Source organism: Martelella sp. UBA3392 (assembly GCF_002358775.1).
GTDB classification, from domain to species: domain Bacteria; phylum Pseudomonadota; class Alphaproteobacteria; order Rhizobiales; family Rhizobiaceae; genus Martelella; species Martelella mediterranea.
In genome coordinates, this window is record NZ_DEPM01000276.1 from 13,579 (window position 1) to 32,880 (window position 19,302).

Here is a 19,302-nt window from a genome sequence, read left to right on the forward strand (position 1 = left end):
CCTTGCCGCAGAACGCTTCCATTTCAGCCTGAAGGGCTCTAGGCCTCGGCGACGCGCGCGGGGTAAATCTCGAACGCTTCGTGGGTGTCCGCAGGCCCTGAACCTCAGATATTGAGGAAGAGTCCGCTTTTTTGTCCAAAGCTTGGGAGCGCGAGCCCGGTAGATTTGACGAGCCCGCTGGCACGAACCGAACCGATGGAGGCGCTTTCACCTTGGTAATGGCGCTCTCTTCACGCCGTTCATGCCGATGCGGACCTTTCCGAACGCGGTCAGAGGGAAAGCTGCGGCGTGATGGCGAACTATCTCTACGATCTGGCGCGCATCGAGCAGAACCGCGAGCGTTTTGCCAATCAGAGGCGCTGGCGCGCAACAAGGACGCATGCCGAACCTGGTTTATCCCGTCCGTCAAAATTGTGCGGCCTCGCTATCCATTCCCGACATAGCGCGCGAGCTCTTCGGGGGATCCGTCCGGAAAGGCCTCCCGCAGATGGTCGAGGAAGGCGGAGACGCGGGCGCTGAGAAGCCGGCGGCTGGGATAGAGCGCCCAAAGCGCGATCTCCGATCCTTCCACGTCACCCCAATGGTTAAGCCGTCCGGCGGCAAGATCGTGGCTGACAAGGGAGATCGGCAGGCGTGCGACCCCGGCCCCCATCCGCACGGCGTCGCGGACCATGGGGAGCGAGGACAGGCTCAGGACGGGCCGGACGGCGATCGCGGATGGTCCCCCCGCCGTCGCCACATGCCAGGTTTCGCTTTCTTCGGCCCGACCGCGCACCACGGCCGGAGCGGGAGCGCCCTCGGTTGACGGCTTCACCTCCGGGCTTGCGACGACCACAAGCCGGTCGCGGAGGAAGGCCCTGCCGACAAGGCTCTCGTCCGGATCGGGATTGACCCGGATCACCAGGTCGTAGGCTTCCTCGACCATGTCGACGGGCCGGTCTTCGGTGGTGACCTCGAGCCGCACCTCAGGGTGCTTCAGCGCGAAATCCGCGGCGAGCTTTCCCATGGCGGTTTGCGAGAACAAAAGCGGCGCGCTGATCCTGAGGCGTCCGCGCGGCGTCTGGCCGCGCGATGCGATGGCCGAGGCGGTTTCTTCGAGATCGGTGAGGAGGGCGGAGGTTCGTTCGAACAGCGCGCGCCCCTCTTCGGTGAGCTTCAGGGCGCGGCCGCCGCGCTCGAACAGGCGCAAATCCAGGCTCGCCTCCAGTTCCGAGACACGGCGCGACAGCGTCGCCTTCGGGCGACCGCTCGCCCGCGCGGCCCGGCCAAACCCTTCATGCCGGGCAACAAGATTGAAATCGGCAAGGGCGAGAAGATCCATCCGTTCCACCTGTGAGACAGCGCGTCCAAAATTGACGTCTATCAGAATGAATTCGGATCACCGATCTTGCAAGTGTCTTCAACACCAAACCGGAGTTTCTCTCATGACCATTCTTGTAACCGGTGCGACCGGCAATGTCGGGCACAATGTCGTCGATCAACTCGTGAAACGGGGCGCGGATGTGCGCGCCCTGGTGCGCGATCCCGCCAAGGCAGACTTTCCGGCGGGCGTCGCCGTCGTCAAGGGCGACCTGCTCGACGTCGGCTCGCTGCGCGAGGCCTTTTCCGGCGTCACCTCGCTGTTCCTGCTCAATGCCGTGGTGCCGGACGAATTCACCCAGGCGCTGATCGCTCTCAATATCGCCCGCGAGGCCGGGATCGAGCGCATCGTCTATCTCTCGGTGATCCACAGCGACCTCTATGTGAACGTGCCGCATTTTGCCGGCAAGTTCGGCGTCGAGCGGATGATCGAGGCGATGGGAATGCACGCGACCATCCTGCGCCCTGCCTATTTCATCGACAATGAAGTGATGATCAAGGACGTAGTGACCGGCTACGGCATCTACCCGATGCCGATCGGCACCAAGGGGCTCGCGATGGTCGATGCCCGCGACATCGGCGAAGTCGCCGCGATCGAGCTTATCCGCCGCGAAAACGCGCCCGACCCGCTGCCTCTCAACCGCATCAACCTGGTCGGCCCGGAAACGCTGACCGGTCCCGACGTTGCGGCGATCTGGAGCGAGGTGCTCGGCCGCGAGATCGCCTATCCGGGCGAGGATTTCGCCGGGTTCGAGCAGAACATGCAGCAGGCCATGCCGAGCTGGATGGCCCTCGACATGCGCGTCATGGCCGAGCGCTTCGTCACTGACGGCATGGTGCCGGAAGAGGGCGACGTCGAGCGGCTGACGACCATGCTCGGCCGCCCGCTCCGCACCTATCGCGATTTCGCCGCGCAGATCGCCGGCTGACCCCTCACACCCAGGAGACGTATCATGATCTATTCGACCGCCACCGTTCCGGTAAACCCGGCCGGCGAAATCAGGCTCACCCGCGAACAGGCCTGGAAAGGCCTGGAACTGAAGGCCCGCGATGCGCGCCTGTTCCTGCCGGAGGGTCTCTGCACACGCTGCGACGTCAGCGCGGAAAGCGCGACGCACTTCGTGCGCGACGCAACGATCGCCGGAGCGGACCTGCGCGAGATCATCGTGCTCGAGCCTCTGACCAAAGTCACCTTCTTCCAGGCGACCGGCCCGCGCGAAGGCGCGATCATCAACGAGCTGTTCGAGGATGAGGCCGGCACGCTGTGGCTCAAGTTCTACTGCTATCTCGGCCTGCGCGACAAGGCGCCGGACGGTCCCGAGGAACAGGCCGAGCAGGCGCAGTTCGACAGCGACAAGGGCTACAAGGCCGCGCTGCTGTCGACGCTCAAGCGCACCCGCGAACTCCTCGCCGAAGGCCGGCTCTGACCCGGGCAACATCCATCAACCGCGGGAGCGCCGCAAGCAAGGCGTCCCGCTTTTCGAAAGAAAACGTCATGGAAAATTCAATATCGACCCAAAGAGCTGCGTCCCATCCGAAACTGCTCGTCCTCGGCGCCACCGGAGGCACCGGCCGGCTGATCGTCGCCCAGGCCATTTCGCGCGGATATGACGTCACCATTCTCGCCCGCAATGCCGAAAGGGCCAAAGGACTGGAAGGCGCGAAGATCGTCATCGGCGACGCCCTTGATCCGGCCGCGCTGCGGTCGGCGCTCGAAGGGCAGGATGTCGTGATCAGCGCGCTCGGCACACCAGCGAGCCCGTTTCGCGCGGTGACGCTGCTCTCCGCCGCGAGCAAGGTGCTGGTCGCGGCGATGCAGGATCAGGGCGTCAAAAAGCTCGTCGCCATCACCGGTATGGGCGCGGGCAAAAGCCGGGGGCATGGCGGCTTTGTCTTCGATCGCCTCATCATGCCGCTCCTTTTACGGAAGGTGTATGCTGACAAGAACCGGCAGGAAGACGTCATCCGCACGAGCGGCCTGGACTGGGTGATCGTGCGCCCCTCGGTCCTGAACGACAAGCCGTCGCGCGGTAGCGTCCGCGCCCTGCTCGATCTTGAAGGCTTCAACGGCGGAACGATCGCCCGCGCTGATGTCGCCGACTTCGTCCTCGATCAGGTGGAAAGCGATGCCTTCAAGGGAAAGGCGCCGCTCGTGACATGGTGATACGGGAGAGGGCGCGGATGTCGCGTGCGGGGCCCGGGCTCAGAAATGAATCGACATCAACTGAAAGCGCATATCTAGGACATCAATGCCGTGATGAACTGCGGGCCGGGGGAGGGGAACTTGTCGATCTGTTCGCGGGCGAGGCCTTCATCGGTGACGATGGTGTCGATGGCATCGATTGCGGCGGTCTTGTGCAGGGCGCGTTCCATGAAACGGCTGGAATCGGCCATGAGGATGACCCGGTTTGCGGCCGCGATCATGGCGCGCTTCAACTGGACCAGTTCGAGCAGGGTTTCCGAAACGCATTGTTCGTCAATTGCAGCGGCGGACATGAAAAACAGGTCGCAGCGAATGTCGGCAAGGAAACTCAGGCCCGGCTCGCCGAGAAGGCTGAACGAGCCGAACCGGCATGCCCCGCCGGGGACGATCAGCTTGATGTTCGGCTTGTAGGTCAGCACCTGGGCGACATGGAGGTCGTTGGTGATGATGGTCAGCGGTATATCGAGGCTGGCGATTTCTTCCGCCAGCAGGTGACAGATGACGGCGCCGGTGTCGATCAGCAGGGCCTGATCGGGCTCGATAAAGCGCAAGGCCTCGCGCACGATCCCCTGCTTTTCCTCAAGCGCGGTGCGGCGTGCGAGATCCGTCGAAGGCTCGTAGGTCGCGCGCGAGCGAATGCTGACGGCGCCGCCATGGGTGCGCTTCACCAGCCCTTCGGAGGCCAGAAGGTCGAGATCGCGGCGGATCGTCGACACGGAGATGCCGAACATGCGGGCCAGATCCTGGCTGGTGCCGGCCTGGTTGCTCTTGAACCAGTCCACCAGTTGCTGGCGGCGCTCGGCCGGCAGAAGTTCTTCCGTGTTGTTGTCGTCGTCCAAGTTCCAGCCTTCAGGTCGAGTGTCTTCAAGGTTCCGCAGAGGCGGTGTCACAGGGTATTGGGCAACCAAAGCACAATCTGCGGGAAAACCGCAAGCAGGGCGGTACCGATACACAACAGCAGAAAAAACGGCAAGGCGGCGCGCACGGTCTTGCCGATGGTCTCCCCGGTCAGCGCCTGCAGAATGAAGAGGTTGAGGCCCACCGGCGGGGTAAGCGCGCTCATCTCGATCATGATGACGAGGTAGACGCCGAACCAGAGCGGATCGAAGCCGGCATGCACGATCAGGGGCACGGCGATCGGGACGGTCATCACGGTCATCGACGTGCCGTCGAGGAACATGCCGAGCACGATATAGAGAACGGCGAGGATCAGCAGAACGCCATAGGGCGACAGGTTCATCGCGGCGATACTTTCGGTGATCATCGTCGGCAGGTGCATATAGGCGATCGCAGACGACAGGAAGGCCGAGGCCGCGATCAGCATCAGGATCATCGAAGAAACACGGATCGTGCTTTTCAGGCTGTCGGCCATCAATTGCCAGGAAAACTGGCGGGTGACGAGCGTGATCACGATCGCGCCGAAAACGCCCACGGCAGCTGCCTCGGAAGGCGTGGCGACGCCGGTGTAGATCGCGCCCAGCACGATCGTCATCAGTACCAGGATGGGGACCAGATCCAGCAATCCTCTCAGGACCACGCTCCACGATACCGGCTCGCCATGGGGCGGCGCCACCGAAGGGCGGATGAGCGAGACGAGGGCGATGTAGCCGGAGTAAAGCGCCGCCATCATCACGCCGGGCAGGAGGCCGGCGGCAAACAGCTTGGCGATCGAGACCTGGGCCAAAACGCCATAAACGATCATCGCGATGGAGGGCGGAATGAGCAGCCCGAAGCTTCCGGCGCCGGCCAGCGAGCCGGAGGCGAGCGAAACGTCATAACCGCGCGCCTTCAGTTCCGGAATGGTGATCTTGCCGACCGTGGCGGTTGTCGCCGTCGACGAGCCCGAGATCGCGGCGAAGATGGTGCAGCCGATGACATTGGTGTGCAGCAGGCCGCCGGGAATGCGCGATACCAGCGGCGAGAGGCCGCGAAACAGGCGGTTCGAGATATCCGTGCGGAAGATGATATCGCCCATCCAGATGAAGATCGGGATCGCGGCAAGCTCCCACGACACGGCCGAGGACGATACGACCTTGGTGGCGATCGAGCCGATCCGGACCCAGCTGAAATCGAGCGCGAAATACATCGCGCCGGCGCCGACCAGCATCAGGCCGGCGAAGATCCACGTGCCGGCGCCGAGGAAGAGGACGAGCAGCAACAGCAGCGTCAGGACGGACATTGAAACGGACATGACTTTCGTTCCTCAGCGAGAGCATTTCCGGTGAAAACCGGATCACCGAAATGCTCTACCTATTTGTTTTGACGCGCGTCCGGGAAAACCGGTATCCACTTTTCCCGGACGCGCTCTAGAGCGTCAGCGCGCGCTCGTCGGCATGGCCGACGGCGAGAAGCCGGAGGATGCGCACGAAAACCTGAAAGGCCATCAGAGACAGGCCGATCAGAAAGAAGCTTTCGGGGATCCACATGGGGATGGGAAGATAGGTTTCGGAAACGGTGCCCCGGCTCCAGTTCTTGAACACGGACTTCCACTGGTACCAGGCCATGAACAGCATCAGCGCCTCGACAGCGACGAGCGTGAAGAACTCGCATAGCCATGCCAGTTTCGGTCCGGCCCGATCGGTCAGCACCTTGACGCGGATCATGAAGCCTTCCTCCAGTGCCCAGGCCGCAGACAGAAAGCCGACGGCGGCGACCCCGTTGCCGACCAGCGAGTCGGCCATGAAGGTCGATTTCGAAAACAGCCTCAGGCAGATTTCCAGAAGCGTGAACGCCGTCATCAGGACCAGGATGCAGGCCGCGATGACCGCCGCCGCCCGATTGAGGATCGTCGAGGCATGCGCAATCAGCCGCAACCATGTCGGATCATCGCTCGCCTCGCTCATGTGATGTGAATGCGGTTCTTCAAGCGCCATGATCGTCTCCGCTGCAGCGGGCAATCACAGTCTTCGTGCTGCAAGCCCGCTGATTGAAATGCATCAGACAGCCCGCCCCATAGTGGGAGCGGGCCGCAGGAGGAGAGATATCAGCCTGCCTTCAGCGCATCAAACCTGGCCAGCACATCGGCGCCGCGCGATCCGGTTTTCGCCACCCAGTCCTCCCGCACGGCAGCGCCGGCGGCATTCAGCGTCGCGAAGACGTCGTCCGGCACATCGGCCGCCGTGGTGACGGTCATGCCGTGGTCGCGCAGGATCGTGTAGGAAGCCTCGATGCTGTCGGTCATGATCTGCCAGTTATAGGCGTCGCAGCTTTCCGTGATGCCGAGCATGGCGTCCTGGACATCCTTCGGCAGGGCGTCGAACGCATCCTTGTTCACATGGCACATGAATAGGCCCATGGCGTAGTTCAGCTCGGTGAAATCGCTGAGATAGTCCCACAGCGAAAGCTGCACGCCGCCATCGGCGGAGGTGAGCACGGCGTCGATCGCGCCGGTCGAAAGCTGGGGGATGAGATCGGACCATGCGATCTGCAGCGGCGCCGCGCCGGCCTTCATCAGCGTCTGCGTGCCGTTGACGTCATAGGTGCGGATGCGCAGGCCGTTGAGTGCGTCCATGGATGTGATCGCCCGGTCGGCGAAAATGCCGGATGGCGGGTTCGGCATCGCCCAGAGCAGGACCATGTTGTTGTCGGCGAAGATCTTTTCATATTCCGGCCGGGCCGCCTGCCACAGAAGATAGGCTTCCTTCGGCGTCTTGGCGATGAACGGCAACGAGGACAGGTTGAACAACGGGTCGATGCCGCCGAGCTGGGTCATCAGGGTCACCGCGGTCTGCACCGCGCCGTCCTGCACGGCGTCGAACTGGTCCGCCGACTTGTAGCCGAGCGCGCCGCCGCCCTGATAGGTGATGGCGATCTGGTCGCCGACCTTCTTCTGCAACTCGGTCAGGAAGTATTTCGACGCCTTGCCCGAAAGGGCGTCGGCATTGTACTCGTCTGCCATATCCCAGCGAATGGTCGAGGCGGCAAAGGCACGGTTGCCAAGGGCGCCGATCGCGCCGGCTAGGGCGGCATTGCGCATCAGCGTACGTCTTGTGATGGTCATTCGGTTCCCCTTTCGTAAGGCTTTGCGCCCGCCCGCTGTTCGGCCGGGCACCGAGACGTTTTCGTTCTTCGGATTTGGCAAGGTAAGCAGCCTTGCCAAAAACTGTCAATAAAAAACGCACAAAGGTTCATCTTTTCTGCAAAATAGCGCGTGTTGGTGCGCGGTTTGATGCATTTTTGCCCGATATTTTGATCTCTCTGTTGATTGACAGTTGCCATCTCACCGTAAATCGACCATAAAACGTCATATAAACGCATAAAGCGGCGAACGACCTTCTGATAACGTTTCAAGAGAATTCGATACATGCATACTTCACCACAGGACGCACCGGTTATCCTGATATCCGGCGCCAATCGCGGCATCGGCGCGGCGATCGTCCGGGATCTGCTTCAGCATGGCTACCGGCTTTCGCTCGGCGCGCGCGATGTTTTCAAGCTTGAAGCCGCGTTCGGTGCGCCCGGTGACAAGCTGCTCTATCACCGCTTCGATGCCTTCGAGCCGGAGACGGCGAAGCAATGGGTCGACGAAACGGTTGCCCATTTCGGCCGCATCGACGGCCTCATCAACAATGCCGGGAGCGGCGAGCAGGTGCTGCTCACCGATGACAATGAAGAGGCGCTGGACCGCCTCTGGGCCGTCAACGTCAAGGCGCCGCTCCGGCTGACGCGGCTTTGCCTGCCGCATCTTGAAGAGACCGGTCGCGGCCGGATCGTCAATATCGTTTCGATGTCCGGCAAGCGGGTGCGCAACGGCTTCGTCGGCTATAACATGACCAAGTTCGCGGTCATGGGGCTGACCCACACGACGCGTCATGTCGCCTGGGAAAAGGGCGTGCGCGCCACCGCGATCTGCCCGAGCTTCGTGCGCACGGAGATGAGCTCCTACACCAGCAAGGTCAAACCCGAGGACATGATCCAGCCGGAGACCATGGCCGAACTGGTGCGCACCGCGATCGAGCTCCCCAACAATGCGGCGATGGCGGAAATGCTGGTCAACTGCCGCCTCGAAGACATGCTCTGAGGAGAGCGCCATGCCGGTTCCGAATTTGCAACGTCCGGGCTTTTCCGCTCCCCTGCCTGGAAGCGCCGATGTCGTCGTCATCGGCGGCGGCATTGCCGGGGTCACGACCGCCCTGTTCCTGGCCGAGGCCGGGGTCAACGTGGTCCTTTGCGAAAAGGGCACGGTCGCCGCCGAGCAGAGCTCGCGCAACTGGGGCTGGGTGCGGCAGATGGGGCGCGATCCCGCCGAATTGCCGCTGACGATCGAAAGCCTCAACCTCTGGCGCGATATCGATCGCCGCTTCGGCATCGAGACCGGATTCCGCGAAACCGGCATCACCTATGTCTGCCGCACCAAGGCCGAGATCGCCGAATTCACCGCCTGGGAGAAATATGGCCGCGAGGCCGGCATGCCTTCGACGCTTCTTAATTCCGCCGGTCTGCGGAAACTGCTGCCGGGCATTGCCGCGCAATATACGCTGGGGCTCCATACCGCCAATGATGGCCGCGCCGAGCCGGAAAGGGCCGTGCCGCAGATGGCATCGGCCGCCGTGCGTCTCGGCGCAACGATCATCGAAAACTGCGCCGTGCGCGGGATCGAGACGGCGGGCGGTCGCATCAGCGGCGTGGTGACGGAGAAGGGCACGATCGCGACATCGAGCGTCGTCGTCGCGGCGGGTGCCTGGTCGCGGCTGTTCCTTGGCAATCTCGGCCTCGATTTCCCGCAACTGAAGCTGCTCGGCACGGCCGCGCGGATCGAAAGCGAGGGCGCCGTGCCGGAAATGCCGGTCGGCGGCGGCGATTTCTCCTTCCGCAAGCGTCTCGACGGCGGCTATACCATTGCCCAGCGCAATGCCAATGTCGCGCCGGTCACGCCGGACAGCTTCCGCCTGTTCTTCGACTTCCTGCCGACGCTCATGACGAGCTGGCGGGAGCTGAAGCTGCGCGTCAACGGCCAGACGGTGAGCGAGATGAAAATGCCGCGCCACTGGTCGCTCGATGAGGCTACGCCCTTCGAGACGATCCGCACGCTCGACCCTGTCCCGCATGCGCCGTTCAACCGCAATGCGGTCCGCAACCTGAAGCGCGCCTTTCCGGCCTTCGCCGATGCCCGCCTGACCCACAGCTGGGCCGGCATGATCGATGCGACGCCGGATGCCATTCCGGTGATCGGCCCGATTGCGGCCGTGCCCGGCCTCTATCTGTCATCGGGCTTTTCCGGCCACGGCTTCGGCAGCGGGCCGGGGGCGGGCCGCCTGATGGCCGAGATTGTCCGCAATGAAAAAACCTGCGTTGATCCGGCGCCTTTCCGGTATGAACGCTTTTCGAAGACTGCCAAGGCCGCCTGAAGAGCGACGCGACGGCACGGCGCGCGGGCGGAAAAAAGGTGCAGACTTTTTCGTTCGCAACGCGCGTCAAAACAAAGGGAACACGATATGGCCTGGAGAATCGGCGTCGATTCCGGCGGAACATTCACCGATGTCTGCCTCTTCAATGATGAAACCGGAGCAATCGAGATCTGGAAGGTCTCGTCCACCCCGGACGATCCGTCGCGGGCGATCGCCCAAGGCGTGGTCGAGGGGCTGGAAAAGGTTGGCGCGAAGGCCGCCGATCTCGCCTTTCTCGGTCACGGCACCACGGTCGCCACAAATGCGCTGATCGAACTGCGCGGCGTGAAAACGGGCCTCGTGGTGTCCGATGGGTTCCGCGACCTGCTCGAGATCGGCCGCCAGAAGCGCCCCAACCTCTACGACATGTTCGCCGAAAAGCCGGAACAGCTCGTCACCCGCGATCTGCGCCGCGAAGTGCCGGAGCGGCTGAAGGCCGATGGCAGCGTCGCCGTGCCGCTCGACGAGGATGCGCTGCGTGAAGCCTTCCGCGCGCTTGCCGCCGAGGATATCAAGGCGCTGGCGATCTGCTTCCTTTATGGCTTCCTCAATACCGCGCACGAAGAGCGCGCGCTCGCGATCGCGGCGGAGGAACTGCCGGAGGTGTTCGTCTCTACCTCCCATGCCGTCGCGCCCGAGTTCCGCGAATATGAGCGGCTATCGACCACGGTCGTCAACGCCTATCTCGGCCCGGTGATGCAGCGCTATATCCGCCGGCTGAAGGACCGCCTGTCCGAGATCGGCCTCAAGGTCGCGCCGCAGCTCACCCAGTCGAATGGCGGCGTGATCGGCTTCGATCAGGCGAGCAGCCTGCCGGTGCGCACCGTGCTCTCCGGTCCCTCGACCGGCGTTGTCGGCGCGCAGGCGATCGGCCGGATGGCCGGTTTTGCCAACATCATCACCTTCGATGTCGGCGGCACCTCGTCCGACGTGGCGCTTCTCCAGAACGGCGTCTGCCAGCTCACCGGCGAGGCCGATGTCCATGGCTATCCGATCAAGGCGCCGATGCTCGATATCCACACGGTCGGCGCCGGCGGCGGGTCGATCGCCCATGTCGATACCGGCGGCCTGCTGAAGGTGGGGCCGCGCTCGGCCGGCGCCCATCCGGGCCCGGTCTGCTACGGGCTCGGCAATGAGGAGCCGACGGTCACCGACGCCAATATCGTGCTGCAGACGCTGAACCCGGTCGAAATCCTCGGCGGCCGCATGAAGGTGCGGCATGACCTGGCGCTTCAATCGATCCAGCGGCTCGCCGACAGGCTCGGCGTTGGCGTGATGGAGACGGCGCAGGGCATCATCTCCGTCGTCACCGCCAATATGGCGAAGGCGATCCGGGTGATCTCGGTCCAGCGCGGCCATGATCCGCGCGATTACGCGCTGATGGCCTTCGGCGGCGCCGGACCGCTGCATGCCGCCCGCCTTGCGCGGGAACTGGACATGAAGACGGTGATCGTGCCGCTGACGCCCGGAACGCTCTGCGCGCTCGGGCTGCTGCTGACCGATCTGCGCTCCGATTTCGCCCTGTCGCGGCTGATGGAACTGTCGGACGCTGCACGCCCAGCCGTGGAGGAAGGTTTCGCGACACTTGCCGAACAGGCCGATGTCTGGTTCGCGGCGGAAAACATCGCGCAAGATCGTCGCGTCATCATCCGCACGGTCGACATGCGCTATGCCGGGCAGAATTACGAGCTCTCGGTCACGGTTCCGGCGGGGTCGATCACGGCGGAGACCTTCACAGCACTCGAGAAGGGCTTCGAGGCGGCGCACCGCCAGCGCTTCGGCTTCATCGCCGAGGGCGAGCCGATCCAGCTCGTCACCCTGCGCGTCGAGGCCGCCGGCATCGTCGACAAGGCCGAATTCCAGCGCCAGGACGATCACGGGCCCGATGCCGCGGGGGCGAAGATCGGCGAACGTGAAGTGTGGATGTCGGAGGCCGGCGGTTTCGTCGCCTGCCCGGTCTATGAACGCAGCCTGCTAAAGGCCGGCAATGTCATCACCGGCCCGGCGATTGTCGAACAGATGGACACGACCACTGTGCTTTTGCCGGAAATGACCGGCACGATCGACCCCTATCTCAATCTCATCCTGGAGGTTTGAACGATGACCACGATCGATCCCATCACGGTAGAAGTCATCGGCTCGGCGCTGCAGTCCATCGTCGAGGAGATGGGCGAGGCGCTGGTGCGAGCCTCCTATTCGACCAATATCAAGGAGCGCCGCGACTGCTCGACCGCGCTGTTCGACCGCCACGGCAACACGCTCTGCCAGGCCGAGCATATCCCGATGCATCTCGGCTCCTTCCTCGGCGTGATCGGCGCGATCTACGGTCGGTTCAAGATGAACGACATCAAGCCCGGCGATGTGTTCATGGCCAATGACGCCTATGCGGGCGGGGCGACCCATCTGCCGGATATCGTGCTCGCCGAGCCGATCTTCGTCGATGACACGCTGGTGACCTGGGCCGTCAACACCGCCCACCATTCGGACTTCGCCGATCGCGGCCACGAGCATATCTATCAGGAAGGCCTGCGCATTCCGCCGGTCCGGCTCTATCGCGAGGGCGTGCTGAACCAGGACCTGCAGGAGATGTTCCTGCTCAACTGCCAGGTTCCGCGCGAACGCCTCTCCGACTTGCGCGCCCAGATGTCGGCCAACCGGCTCGCCGTCCAGCGCATGCAGGATCTCTGCGGCAAATACGGCACGGACAAGGTGCTGGCCGCCGGCGAGGCGTTGCAGGATTATGCCGAGCGCAAGATGCGCGCCGGCATCGCCGCCATTCCCGACGGCACCTACAGCTTCTCCGACCAGTTCGACTCGAACCAGCGCGGCGACCGGATCCGGCTGTCCGTCGAGATCACCATTGCCGGGGACGAGATGACGCTCGCCTTCGACGGCCCGCCGCAGCTGCGCGCCGGGCTGAACCTGATCTACACCTCGCTGCTGGCGGCGAGCTATTTCGCGGTGAAATCGGTCGTCGATCCGACGATCCTGCCCAATGCCGGCCTTGCCCGCCCGCTGACGGTGACCGCGCCGAAGGGCTCGATCCTCAATTGCGAGCATCCGGCGGCCGTCGATGGCCGCATAGCGGCGGCCCAGCGGGTCTGTGACCTCGTCTACGGCGCGCTCGCCAAGGCGCTTCCCGGCAGGGTCATGGCGGCCGGCAACGGCTGCTGCACCGGCGCGATCTTCAACGGCACCCATGAAGACGGCTCGATCTGGGTCTATCTCGAAACCATCGGCGGCGGCGGCGGCGCGCGGCCATCCGCCGATGGGCTTTCGGGCATCCATGTCAGCCTCACCAACACCTCGAACCTGCCGGTGGAATCGCTGGAACTCGAATATCCGTTGACGCTCATGCGCTACGAACTGGTGGATGATTCCGCCGGCGCCGGCACCTGGCGCGGCGGCATGGGCGTGCGCCGGGTCTACCGCGCGGAAAAGGCCTGCCGGTTCACCGTCGAGGGTTCGCGCGTGGCCTCGGAGCCCTGGGGCCTCGATGGCGGGACGTCCGCGCGGGGCACCGTGCTCGACTTCGGCGACGGCCGCACGGATTTCGCTGGCATGGTCGACCTGAAGCCCGGCCAGATCGTCTCGATCACCACCCCCGGCGGCGGCGGTTACGGCGATCCGGCTGGCCGCGACCCGGCAGCCGTCCGGCGCGACCTTGCCGAAGGGCGCATCAGCGCGGCGACGGCGGAGCGCTTTTACAAGCAGTAATCGCCCCGCCGGCATTTCATCCGATTCCCATCCTCGTCGCAGGCGGCAGCGCCTGCGGACACTCTTCCTTTGTCCTTCTCAAACCCAAACAGAACAGGAAAAATCATGGTCAAGATCACCAAAGTCAAATCCGGCTCCATCTTCGAAACCAAGGAGAGCTATTCGCGCATCGTCTGCGTCGACGACTGGATTTTCGTGTCCAACACCGCCGGCCGCAACTACAAGACCCGCGAAATGTCGACCGATCCGGTCGAGCAGGCCCGCCAGTGCTTCGACAATATCGAGGGCGCGCTGAAGGCGGTCGATTCCTGCCTTGCCGATGTCGTCCAGTCGAAGATCTTCATCCCCTACGTCGAAGATGCCAAGGCGGTGATGGAATATGTCGGCGAGCGCTTCCGCGGCATCGATCCGCAGCGCACCGTCACCTGCTCGCCGCTCGGCGCCCCGGACTTCAAGGTCGAGATCGAAGTCACCGCCTATCGCGGCGCCTCCAAGGCAGAGGTCGAGGAAATCACCATCTCGCTCGGCTGACCACCGCGTTACAGCAATTCCAGATGTAGTGAACACCGGTTCACCGTCCGGAATTGCGTAAAAACAAAGAGATAGAGCGTTTCCGTGAAATGCGGAAACGCTCTAGACTGGCCGGGCAAGGCTGCCTTGGCAGCGGCTCGGCCAGGTCCGCCATCAACCTTTGCGGCCTGATTTCTGCAAGGTGCCGATCGCCTGCCCCGGTGGGCGGCCAATCAGCAACAAGATTGCGGTTCCAATCGCGGCCCCGCGCGCAGGATTTTCTGCTGCTCCTCGACGAACTCGGAGGGGCCGAAGTCAAGCGCCGGGCTTGGCCGGTCCTAAAGCGCACTGCCGCTGCTGTCGCGGATCGCAAGTTCCGGTTCTATCATCGTAACGCGCGGAGAAGGCAGTTTGCCGGATGCCGCGATCAGCTTCAGAAGCCGTTCGATCGCGAGTCGTGTCAGGATATCGATCTCATAGCTCACGCTCGACAGCGGCGCGCTCAGGAATTCGCTCATTTCCAGATTGTCGAAACCGATCAGCGCGACATCTTCGGGGACACGGAGCCCATGCTTCTGGCACCAGCGCACCGCGCCGACAGCGATATAATCATTGGCCACGAAAACCGCGCTGGGCCGGTTTGCGGCGGCCATCAGCGTGTCCATCGCCCAGTATCCGGCAGCCGGGCCATAGCCAGCGGGCGAAACCTGCAACTCGGGATCGAAAGCGATGCCGGCGCTTGCAAGCGCCTGAACGTAGCCGTCGAACTTTTCATGGTTGCCTTCGGAGGCATTGCTGTCGAGCGTGCCGATGCGCCGGTGCCCGAGATCGATGAAATGCCTAACGGCCTTGTAGACCCCGACTTTTTCATCAACCCCGACCATATCGACGCCGATATTCTCTCCGCAGGTCAGCAGCACCACCGGAAAATTGGCCCGGCGCAGCTTGATCAGGTGCTCGAAATTGCGATCGCCGCGCGCGGGGTAGATCAGCATGCCGTCAACCTGGCGGGAACGGAACATTTCGATGGCCGCGACTTCCTCGCGCCGCGTATTGTTGGAAGTAGCAAACAGCGTGCCGTAACCGAGCTTCGCCAGTTCCTTCTCGATCATCCGCGAGGTTTCGGTGAGGATCGGGTTGGTGATGTCGGCAAGCACGAGGCCGATGGTCTTGGTCTCGCGGCTGGTCAGCGACTTGGCGACGTGATTGGGCAGGTAGTTGAGTTCGCGCGCGGCGGTGCGGATGAGGTCACGCGTCGCCTCGGGAATGCGCGGACTGTCGCGCAGGGCAAGAGAAACGGTGTTTTTGGAATAGCCGGTCCGGGCCGCGATATCGGCGAGCCGGGCCCCTGAATTGCCCATGCCTGACAGTCATCCTTTCTGCGGTGGGCCGCCGGCCCGAAGACCGGCAGGCTCGAATTCGTCTCAGCGGCCTTCGCGGTGAAGGCGCTCGATCGCCTCGAATTGCATGCAGCCGGGCTTCATTTCCATCAGTTCGATGCGGTTGCCGTCCGGGTCCTCAAGCCAGGCCTGACGGTTTCCGTCGAGCCCTTCCTTGATCGGCGACAGAAGCGTTATACCCGCTTCCTCGATGCGGGCAACCGTGCCGTCGAGGTCCTCTATCGTGAAGCACATGTGGTTGACGCCATTGGCGTTCCAGCCCGGCGCCCGGTCGTTTTCGGCGCCCGGGAAAATCTCCAGATACTGGTCGTCGGTGATCCTCAGATAGACCAGCCACGGCGTGCCGTCGTCATTGTGCAGACGCAGCATCTCCGGAAAGCCCAGGCGTTTTTCATAATATTCCAGTGACTTTTCGAGGTCTGTCACCTTGATGGCGACATGCCCGATGTGAACGATACCCTTCATGAAACTCCTCCCGCGCACGTTTTTGAAGATAAGGACGATACCTGGCAAGGTGCGGTGCCCGGGATCGTGTCCGGCCTGTAGTACCGGTAATACGAACAGGTTTTAGCCAAGCCGCATGACTTGTCAATGCCGTCCTCAGTCCCAGTCGGGCGCCCAGTCGAAATCGATATAGCGCCGGCCGCAATCGACCCTGGCGATCGTCGCCATATCCTCATCGCTCAACGTTACCGCCTGTGCGGCGAAATTGCTCTTCAGCCGCTCCGGCTTTCCCGACGCCGGGATAACCGCATGACCCTTGGCCATGGACCAGGCGAGAGCAAGCTGTTCGACGGTGCAGTTTTTCTCCGCGGCCAGCGGCTCCAGCACGGGGTCGCCCGCGAGCTTGCCCCTGGCAATCGGCAGGTAGCATGTGACGGAAATCCCATTTTCCCGGCAATAATCGGCCAGAATCCGGTTCTGAAGGTAGGGGTGGCACTCGAACTGGTTGTTGACGATCCTGAGGTCTCCCAGCATCGTCTGGGCCTCGGCAAGGAGAAACCGGGTAAAATTCGAGACCCCGATCATCCGCGTCAGACCGGCCGCGTGCGCCTCCGCGATCTGCTCGACATAGGTCGAAAGCGCGACCTTGTTCTTCGGCGAGGGCCAGTGGAGCAGGGTGAGATCGACCTGATCGAGGCCGAGCCGGTCAAGGCTCTGCCGGAGCGACGGCGCCAGCATGCCGGGGCCGAAATTCTCCGTGGAAATCTTGGTCGTGACGAACACGTCTTCCCGTTTCAATCCGGAGCGGCGAAGCGCCTCGCCGCATTCGCGCTCCGTGTCATAGGTTTGCGCGGTGTCGATGTGTCGGTAGCCGATTTCCAGCGCCGTCAGGATCGCATCGATACCGGCGGATCCCGTACGGTCGAACGTGCCGAGCCCCATCAAGGGCATACCATATTGATTTTTCTTCATATTTCTCCTCCACCCTGTTCTTTTAACCGTTCCTCCGCCGGCGGCCGGCAATGCAGGCGACAACCGGAGCTTTTGGCGCGAAAAGCGTGCTCGCCGATTTTCTCTGTTGACCGGAATACGAACATAGCCGTATGTTACCGGTAATACAACATTGATGGGAGCGATGTTGCAGAAAGCCGCGGACCCCGGCGCAAGGGGCAGGCGGAAAGGGAGGAACATGCGTATTCGGTGGAGCCGATGGTCGCCCCAGCTTGCCCTGGCGCCGGCGGTCATCATCACATTCGTCGCCTTTTTCGGGTCGATGCTCTGGACCATCTATCTGAGCTTCACCCGCAGCCGGCGGTTTCCGGATTATGCCATCGACTGGGGTGATTGGTCGCGCCAGTACGAGCGTCTGTTCAAGGATGACGCCTGGCTCATCTCGCTGAAAAACCTTCTGATTCTCGGTGTCGGCAGCACGCTGGCGATCGGCTTCGGTTTCATTCTTGCCTGCCTGATCAATGCCGAGAAGCGCGGGGAGGGCGTCTTCCGCACGGTCTTTCTCTATCCGCTCGCCGTGTCGCTGATCGTCACCGGCGTCGCCTGGCGCTGGCTGTTCGATCCGAGCCTCGGCCTGCAGAATTTCTTCCATTCGATCGGCATGGAATGGGTGCGGTTCGACTGGCTGTCCTCCGGCGATACCGCGATCTACGGCATCATTCTCGCCTCGATCTGGCAGGGCTCCGGCTTCTACATGGCTCTGATGCTGGCCGGGCTGAAGGGCATCAATTCGGAAATCTGGAGCGCGGCCAAGCTCGATGGCGTCGGCACGTTCCGCTTCTATATCGAGATCATCGTGCCGATGATGCGCTTCACCTTTCTCACTTGCGCCATCCTGCTCTCGCTCGGCGTGGTCAAGGCCTATGACATCGTGGTCGCCATGACCAATGGCGGGCCGGGGCAATCGACCTATGTGCCGGCCTATTTCACCGTCAACGCCTATTGGCAGAAATCCAATCTCGGCTATGCCTCCGCCGCCGCGGTCATCATGCTGCTGATCACGCTCGCCGTGTTCCTGCCGCTGGTGATGCTGACGGCCTGGCAGCAGCGCCGCAAGGGGAGCCCCGCATGACGCTTCCGACAGATGCCGGACCGACAGCGCCGTTTCCCGCGGCTAGGCAGCGCGCGGTGACCGATCGCCCGGTCTATTTTCCCCGGCCGAAGAAGCGGATCAGTCCGCGGTCGATTGCCATCCTGGTTTTCCTCGTCATGTGCGCGGCGTTCTTCTGCCTGCCGCTCTACGTCATCGTCGTCACCTCTCTGAAGACCATGGACCAGATCCGGCTCGGCGACATTTTCGCGCTGCCGACGACATGGACGCTTCAACCCTGGCTGACGGCGTGGAACGATGCCTGTTCCGGGATCAACTGCAACGGGCTCAAGGTCGGCTTCGTCAATTCGCTGATGATCCTGTTTCCCTCGTTGATCCTGTCGCTCGCGGTCTCCTCGGTCACCGGTTATGCGCTGGCGCTGTGGAATGTGCGCTGGGCCGGGCCGTTCATGTTCCTTCTGTTCATGTGTGCCTTCGTGCCCTTCCAGATCATCATGATCCCGCTGATCGTGCTGTCGGGCCTCGTCAAGGTCTATGGCACGGTCTGGGGCATCGCGATCGTCCACGCAATCCTGTCGCTCCCGCTGCTGACCCTGATCTTCCGGAACTATTACAAGGACATACCCGACGAGATCATGCGCGCGGCGATGATGGATTGCGGCTCGTTCTGGCGGGTGTTCGTCGAGATCATCATTCCGATGTCCGGCAACATCCTGATCGTGGTGCTGATCATGCAGATCACCCACATCTGGAACGACTTCCTGGTCGGACTGACATTCGGCGGCCTCGGCACCCAGCCGATGACCGTCATTCTCGCCAATGTGGTGATCACCACCACCGGTGAGGTCCGCTACAACGAGAACATGGCGGCAGCGCTTCTGACCGCGATCCCGCCGCTCGTCATCTATTTCTTTCTCGGCAAGTTTTTCGTGCAGGGGATCACTGCCGGCGCAATCAAGGGATAATCCATGCCTGAGATCCGTTTCGAACACATCGTCAAGGATTACGGCGCGCTGACCGTGCTGGACGATCTCAATCTTTCCGTCGATGACGGCGCCTTTCTGGTGCTGCTCGGCCCGTCCGGCTGCGGCAAGACCACGCTTTTGAACCTGCTTGCCGGGCTCATCGAGGTCTCGGACGGCCGCATCACCATTGGCGGGCGCGACGTTACCGAGCTTGATCCCAAGGACCGCGGCCTCGCCATGGTGTTCCAGTCCTACG

At 62.9% G+C, this 19,302-nt stretch carries 20 protein-coding genes; 11 read left to right on the forward strand and 9 right to left on the reverse strand.

The window, feature by feature from the left end; genetic code table 11:
- Positions 1–424 precede the first annotated feature (424 nt).
- Positions 425–1,321, reverse strand: coding sequence for a LysR family transcriptional regulator (locus tag B4E36_RS21255; RefSeq protein ID WP_292055343.1), 897 nt, complete (start codon positions 1,319–1,321; stop codon positions 425–427).
- A gap of 103 nt (positions 1,322–1,424) precedes the next feature.
- Here B4E36_RS21255 and B4E36_RS21260 point away from each other — a divergent pair, with 103 nt between their 5' ends.
- The 3 genes from B4E36_RS21260 (at position 1,425) to B4E36_RS21270 (ending at position 3,523) form a co-directional block, all read left to right on the forward strand.
- On the forward strand, positions 1,425–2,288 hold the full coding sequence (locus B4E36_RS21260) for an SDR family oxidoreductase (RefSeq protein WP_292055342.1): 864 nt from the start codon (positions 1,425–1,427) through the stop codon (positions 2,286–2,288).
- 24 nt (positions 2,289–2,312) lie between these two features.
- Positions 2,313–2,786 (forward strand): AtaL-like protein, encoded by a 474-nt coding sequence (locus tag B4E36_RS21265; RefSeq protein ID WP_018064066.1) that lies wholly within the window; start codon positions 2,313–2,315, stop codon positions 2,784–2,786.
- 68 nt (positions 2,787–2,854) lie between these two features.
- Positions 2,855–3,523 carry an NAD(P)-dependent oxidoreductase gene (locus tag B4E36_RS21270; protein ID WP_292055341.1) on the forward strand — a complete coding sequence of 223 codons (669 nt, stop codon included), beginning with the start codon at positions 2,855–2,857 and terminating at the stop codon, positions 3,521–3,523.
- A 74-nt stretch (positions 3,524–3,597) separates the two neighbouring features.
- Here B4E36_RS21270 and B4E36_RS21275 read toward each other — a convergent pair whose 3' ends face one another.
- The 5 genes from B4E36_RS21275 to B4E36_RS21295 all read right to left on the reverse strand — a co-directional run bounded on the left by B4E36_RS21275 (position 3,598) and on the right by B4E36_RS21295 (position 7,867).
- Entirely contained in the window at positions 3,598–4,401 is an 804-nt protein-coding gene (locus tag B4E36_RS21275; RefSeq protein ID WP_292055340.1) for a DeoR/GlpR family DNA-binding transcription regulator, read from the reverse strand.
- Positions 4,402–4,448: 47 nt separating this feature from the next.
- Positions 4,449–5,753 (reverse strand): TRAP transporter large permease, encoded by a 1,305-nt coding sequence (locus tag B4E36_RS21280; protein ID WP_292055339.1) that lies wholly within the window; start codon positions 5,751–5,753, stop codon positions 4,449–4,451.
- A gap of 115 nt (positions 5,754–5,868) precedes the next feature.
- Positions 5,869–6,435: a TRAP transporter small permease gene (locus B4E36_RS21285; protein WP_292055338.1), complete on the reverse strand. Its 567-nt coding sequence runs from the start codon at positions 6,433–6,435 to the stop codon at positions 5,869–5,871.
- Positions 6,436–6,545: 110 nt separating this feature from the next.
- A complete protein-coding gene (locus B4E36_RS21290; protein WP_292055337.1) occupies positions 6,546–7,562 on the reverse strand; it encodes a TRAP transporter substrate-binding protein in 1,017 nt (338 codons plus the stop codon).
- Entirely contained in the window at positions 7,559–7,867 is a 309-nt protein-coding gene (locus B4E36_RS21295; RefSeq protein ID WP_292055336.1) for a hypothetical protein, read from the reverse strand. The genes B4E36_RS21290 and B4E36_RS21295 overlap by 4 nt, the downstream gene beginning before the upstream one ends.
- Between B4E36_RS21295 and B4E36_RS21300 the strand changes: the two genes are divergently transcribed.
- The 5 genes from B4E36_RS21300 to B4E36_RS21320 all read left to right on the forward strand — a co-directional run bounded on the left by B4E36_RS21300 (position 7,866) and on the right by B4E36_RS21320 (position 14,196).
- Entirely contained in the window at positions 7,866–8,582 is a 717-nt protein-coding gene (locus B4E36_RS21300; RefSeq protein ID WP_292055335.1) for an SDR family NAD(P)-dependent oxidoreductase, read from the forward strand. The two genes, B4E36_RS21295 and B4E36_RS21300, sit on opposite strands and share 2 nt — an antisense overlap.
- 10 nt (positions 8,583–8,592) lie before the next feature.
- Entirely contained in the window at positions 8,593–9,909 is a 1,317-nt protein-coding gene (locus B4E36_RS21305; RefSeq protein WP_345900797.1) for an FAD-binding oxidoreductase, read from the forward strand.
- Between the two features lie 87 nt (positions 9,910–9,996).
- On the forward strand, positions 9,997–12,045 hold the full coding sequence (locus B4E36_RS21310; protein ID WP_292055333.1) for a hydantoinase/oxoprolinase family protein: 2,049 nt from the start codon (positions 9,997–9,999) through the stop codon (positions 12,043–12,045).
- Positions 12,046–12,048: 3 nt separating this feature from the next.
- Positions 12,049–13,665 (forward strand): hydantoinase B/oxoprolinase family protein, encoded by a 1,617-nt coding sequence (locus B4E36_RS21315; protein ID WP_292055332.1) that lies wholly within the window; start codon positions 12,049–12,051, stop codon positions 13,663–13,665.
- A gap of 105 nt (positions 13,666–13,770) precedes the next feature.
- Entirely contained in the window at positions 13,771–14,196 is a 426-nt protein-coding gene (locus B4E36_RS21320; protein WP_018064076.1) for a RidA family protein, read from the forward strand.
- Positions 14,197–14,513: 317 nt separating this feature from the next.
- Here B4E36_RS21320 and B4E36_RS21325 read toward each other — a convergent pair whose 3' ends face one another.
- The 3 genes from B4E36_RS21325 to B4E36_RS21335 form a co-directional block, all read right to left on the reverse strand.
- Positions 14,514–15,536, reverse strand: a complete 1,023-nt coding sequence (locus B4E36_RS21325) for a LacI family DNA-binding transcriptional regulator (protein WP_292055329.1) — start codon at positions 15,534–15,536, stop codon at positions 14,514–14,516.
- 63 nt (positions 15,537–15,599) lie between these two features.
- The gene (locus B4E36_RS21330; RefSeq protein WP_292055328.1) at positions 15,600–16,040 is read right to left on the reverse strand and encodes a VOC family protein; all 441 of its coding nucleotides are present in this window, start codon (positions 16,038–16,040) and stop codon (positions 15,600–15,602) included.
- A 135-nt stretch (positions 16,041–16,175) separates the two neighbouring features.
- On the reverse strand, positions 16,176–16,991 hold the full coding sequence (locus B4E36_RS21335; RefSeq protein ID WP_292055327.1) for an aldo/keto reductase: 816 nt from the start codon (positions 16,989–16,991) through the stop codon (positions 16,176–16,178).
- Between the two features lie 217 nt (positions 16,992–17,208).
- Here B4E36_RS21335 and B4E36_RS21340 point away from each other — a divergent pair, with 217 nt between their 5' ends.
- From B4E36_RS21340 to B4E36_RS21350, 3 genes are all read left to right on the forward strand, one after another.
- Positions 17,209–18,102 (forward strand): carbohydrate ABC transporter permease, encoded by an 894-nt coding sequence (locus B4E36_RS21340; protein WP_018064080.1) that lies wholly within the window; start codon positions 17,209–17,211, stop codon positions 18,100–18,102.
- Entirely contained in the window at positions 18,099–19,046 is a 948-nt protein-coding gene (locus B4E36_RS21345; RefSeq protein WP_292055326.1) for a carbohydrate ABC transporter permease, read from the forward strand. Before B4E36_RS21340 ends, B4E36_RS21345 begins: the two co-directional genes overlap by 4 nt.
- A 3-nt stretch (positions 19,047–19,049) precedes the next feature.
- On the forward strand, positions 19,050–19,302 hold a 253-nt coding region (locus tag B4E36_RS21350), incomplete at its 3' end, for an ATP-binding cassette domain-containing protein (RefSeq protein ID WP_345900798.1).

Coding starts and splice junctions, on each gene's coding strand:
- B4E36_RS21255 (WP_292055343.1), bottom strand. CDS start 1,321: ATGGATCTTCTCGCCCTTGCCGATTTCAATCTTGTTGCCCGGCATGAA.
- B4E36_RS21260 (WP_292055342.1), top strand. CDS start 1,425: ATGACCATTCTTGTAACCGGTGCGACCGGCAATGTCGGGCACAATGTC.
- B4E36_RS21265 (WP_018064066.1), top strand. CDS start 2,313: ATGATCTATTCGACCGCCACCGTTCCGGTAAACCCGGCCGGCGAAATC.
- B4E36_RS21270 (WP_292055341.1), top strand. CDS start 2,855: ATGGAAAATTCAATATCGACCCAAAGAGCTGCGTCCCATCCGAAACTG.
- B4E36_RS21280 (WP_292055339.1), bottom strand. CDS start 5,753: ATGTCCGTTTCAATGTCCGTCCTGACGCTGCTGTTGCTGCTCGTCCTC.
- B4E36_RS21285 (WP_292055338.1), bottom strand. CDS start 6,435: ATGGCGCTTGAAGAACCGCATTCACATCACATGAGCGAGGCGAGCGAT.
- B4E36_RS21290 (WP_292055337.1), bottom strand. CDS start 7,562: ATGACCATCACAAGACGTACGCTGATGCGCAATGCCGCCCTAGCCGGC.
- B4E36_RS21300 (WP_292055335.1), top strand. CDS start 7,866: ATGCATACTTCACCACAGGACGCACCGGTTATCCTGATATCCGGCGCC.
- B4E36_RS21295 (WP_292055336.1), bottom strand. CDS start 7,867: ATGTATCGAATTCTCTTGAAACGTTATCAGAAGGTCGTTCGCCGCTTT.
- B4E36_RS21305 (WP_345900797.1), top strand. CDS start 8,593: ATGCCGGTTCCGAATTTGCAACGTCCGGGCTTTTCCGCTCCCCTGCCT.
- B4E36_RS21310 (WP_292055333.1), top strand. CDS start 9,997: ATGGCCTGGAGAATCGGCGTCGATTCCGGCGGAACATTCACCGATGTC.
- B4E36_RS21315 (WP_292055332.1), top strand. CDS start 12,049: ATGACCACGATCGATCCCATCACGGTAGAAGTCATCGGCTCGGCGCTG.
- B4E36_RS21320 (WP_018064076.1), top strand. CDS start 13,771: ATGGTCAAGATCACCAAAGTCAAATCCGGCTCCATCTTCGAAACCAAG.
- B4E36_RS21325 (WP_292055329.1), bottom strand. CDS start 15,536: ATGGGCAATTCAGGGGCCCGGCTCGCCGATATCGCGGCCCGGACCGGC.
- B4E36_RS21330 (WP_292055328.1), bottom strand. CDS start 16,040: ATGAAGGGTATCGTTCACATCGGGCATGTCGCCATCAAGGTGACAGAC.
- B4E36_RS21335 (WP_292055327.1), bottom strand. CDS start 16,991: ATGAAGAAAAATCAATATGGTATGCCCTTGATGGGGCTCGGCACGTTC.
- B4E36_RS21340 (WP_018064080.1), top strand. CDS start 17,209: ATGCGTATTCGGTGGAGCCGATGGTCGCCCCAGCTTGCCCTGGCGCCG.
- B4E36_RS21345 (WP_292055326.1), top strand. CDS start 18,099: ATGACGCTTCCGACAGATGCCGGACCGACAGCGCCGTTTCCCGCGGCT.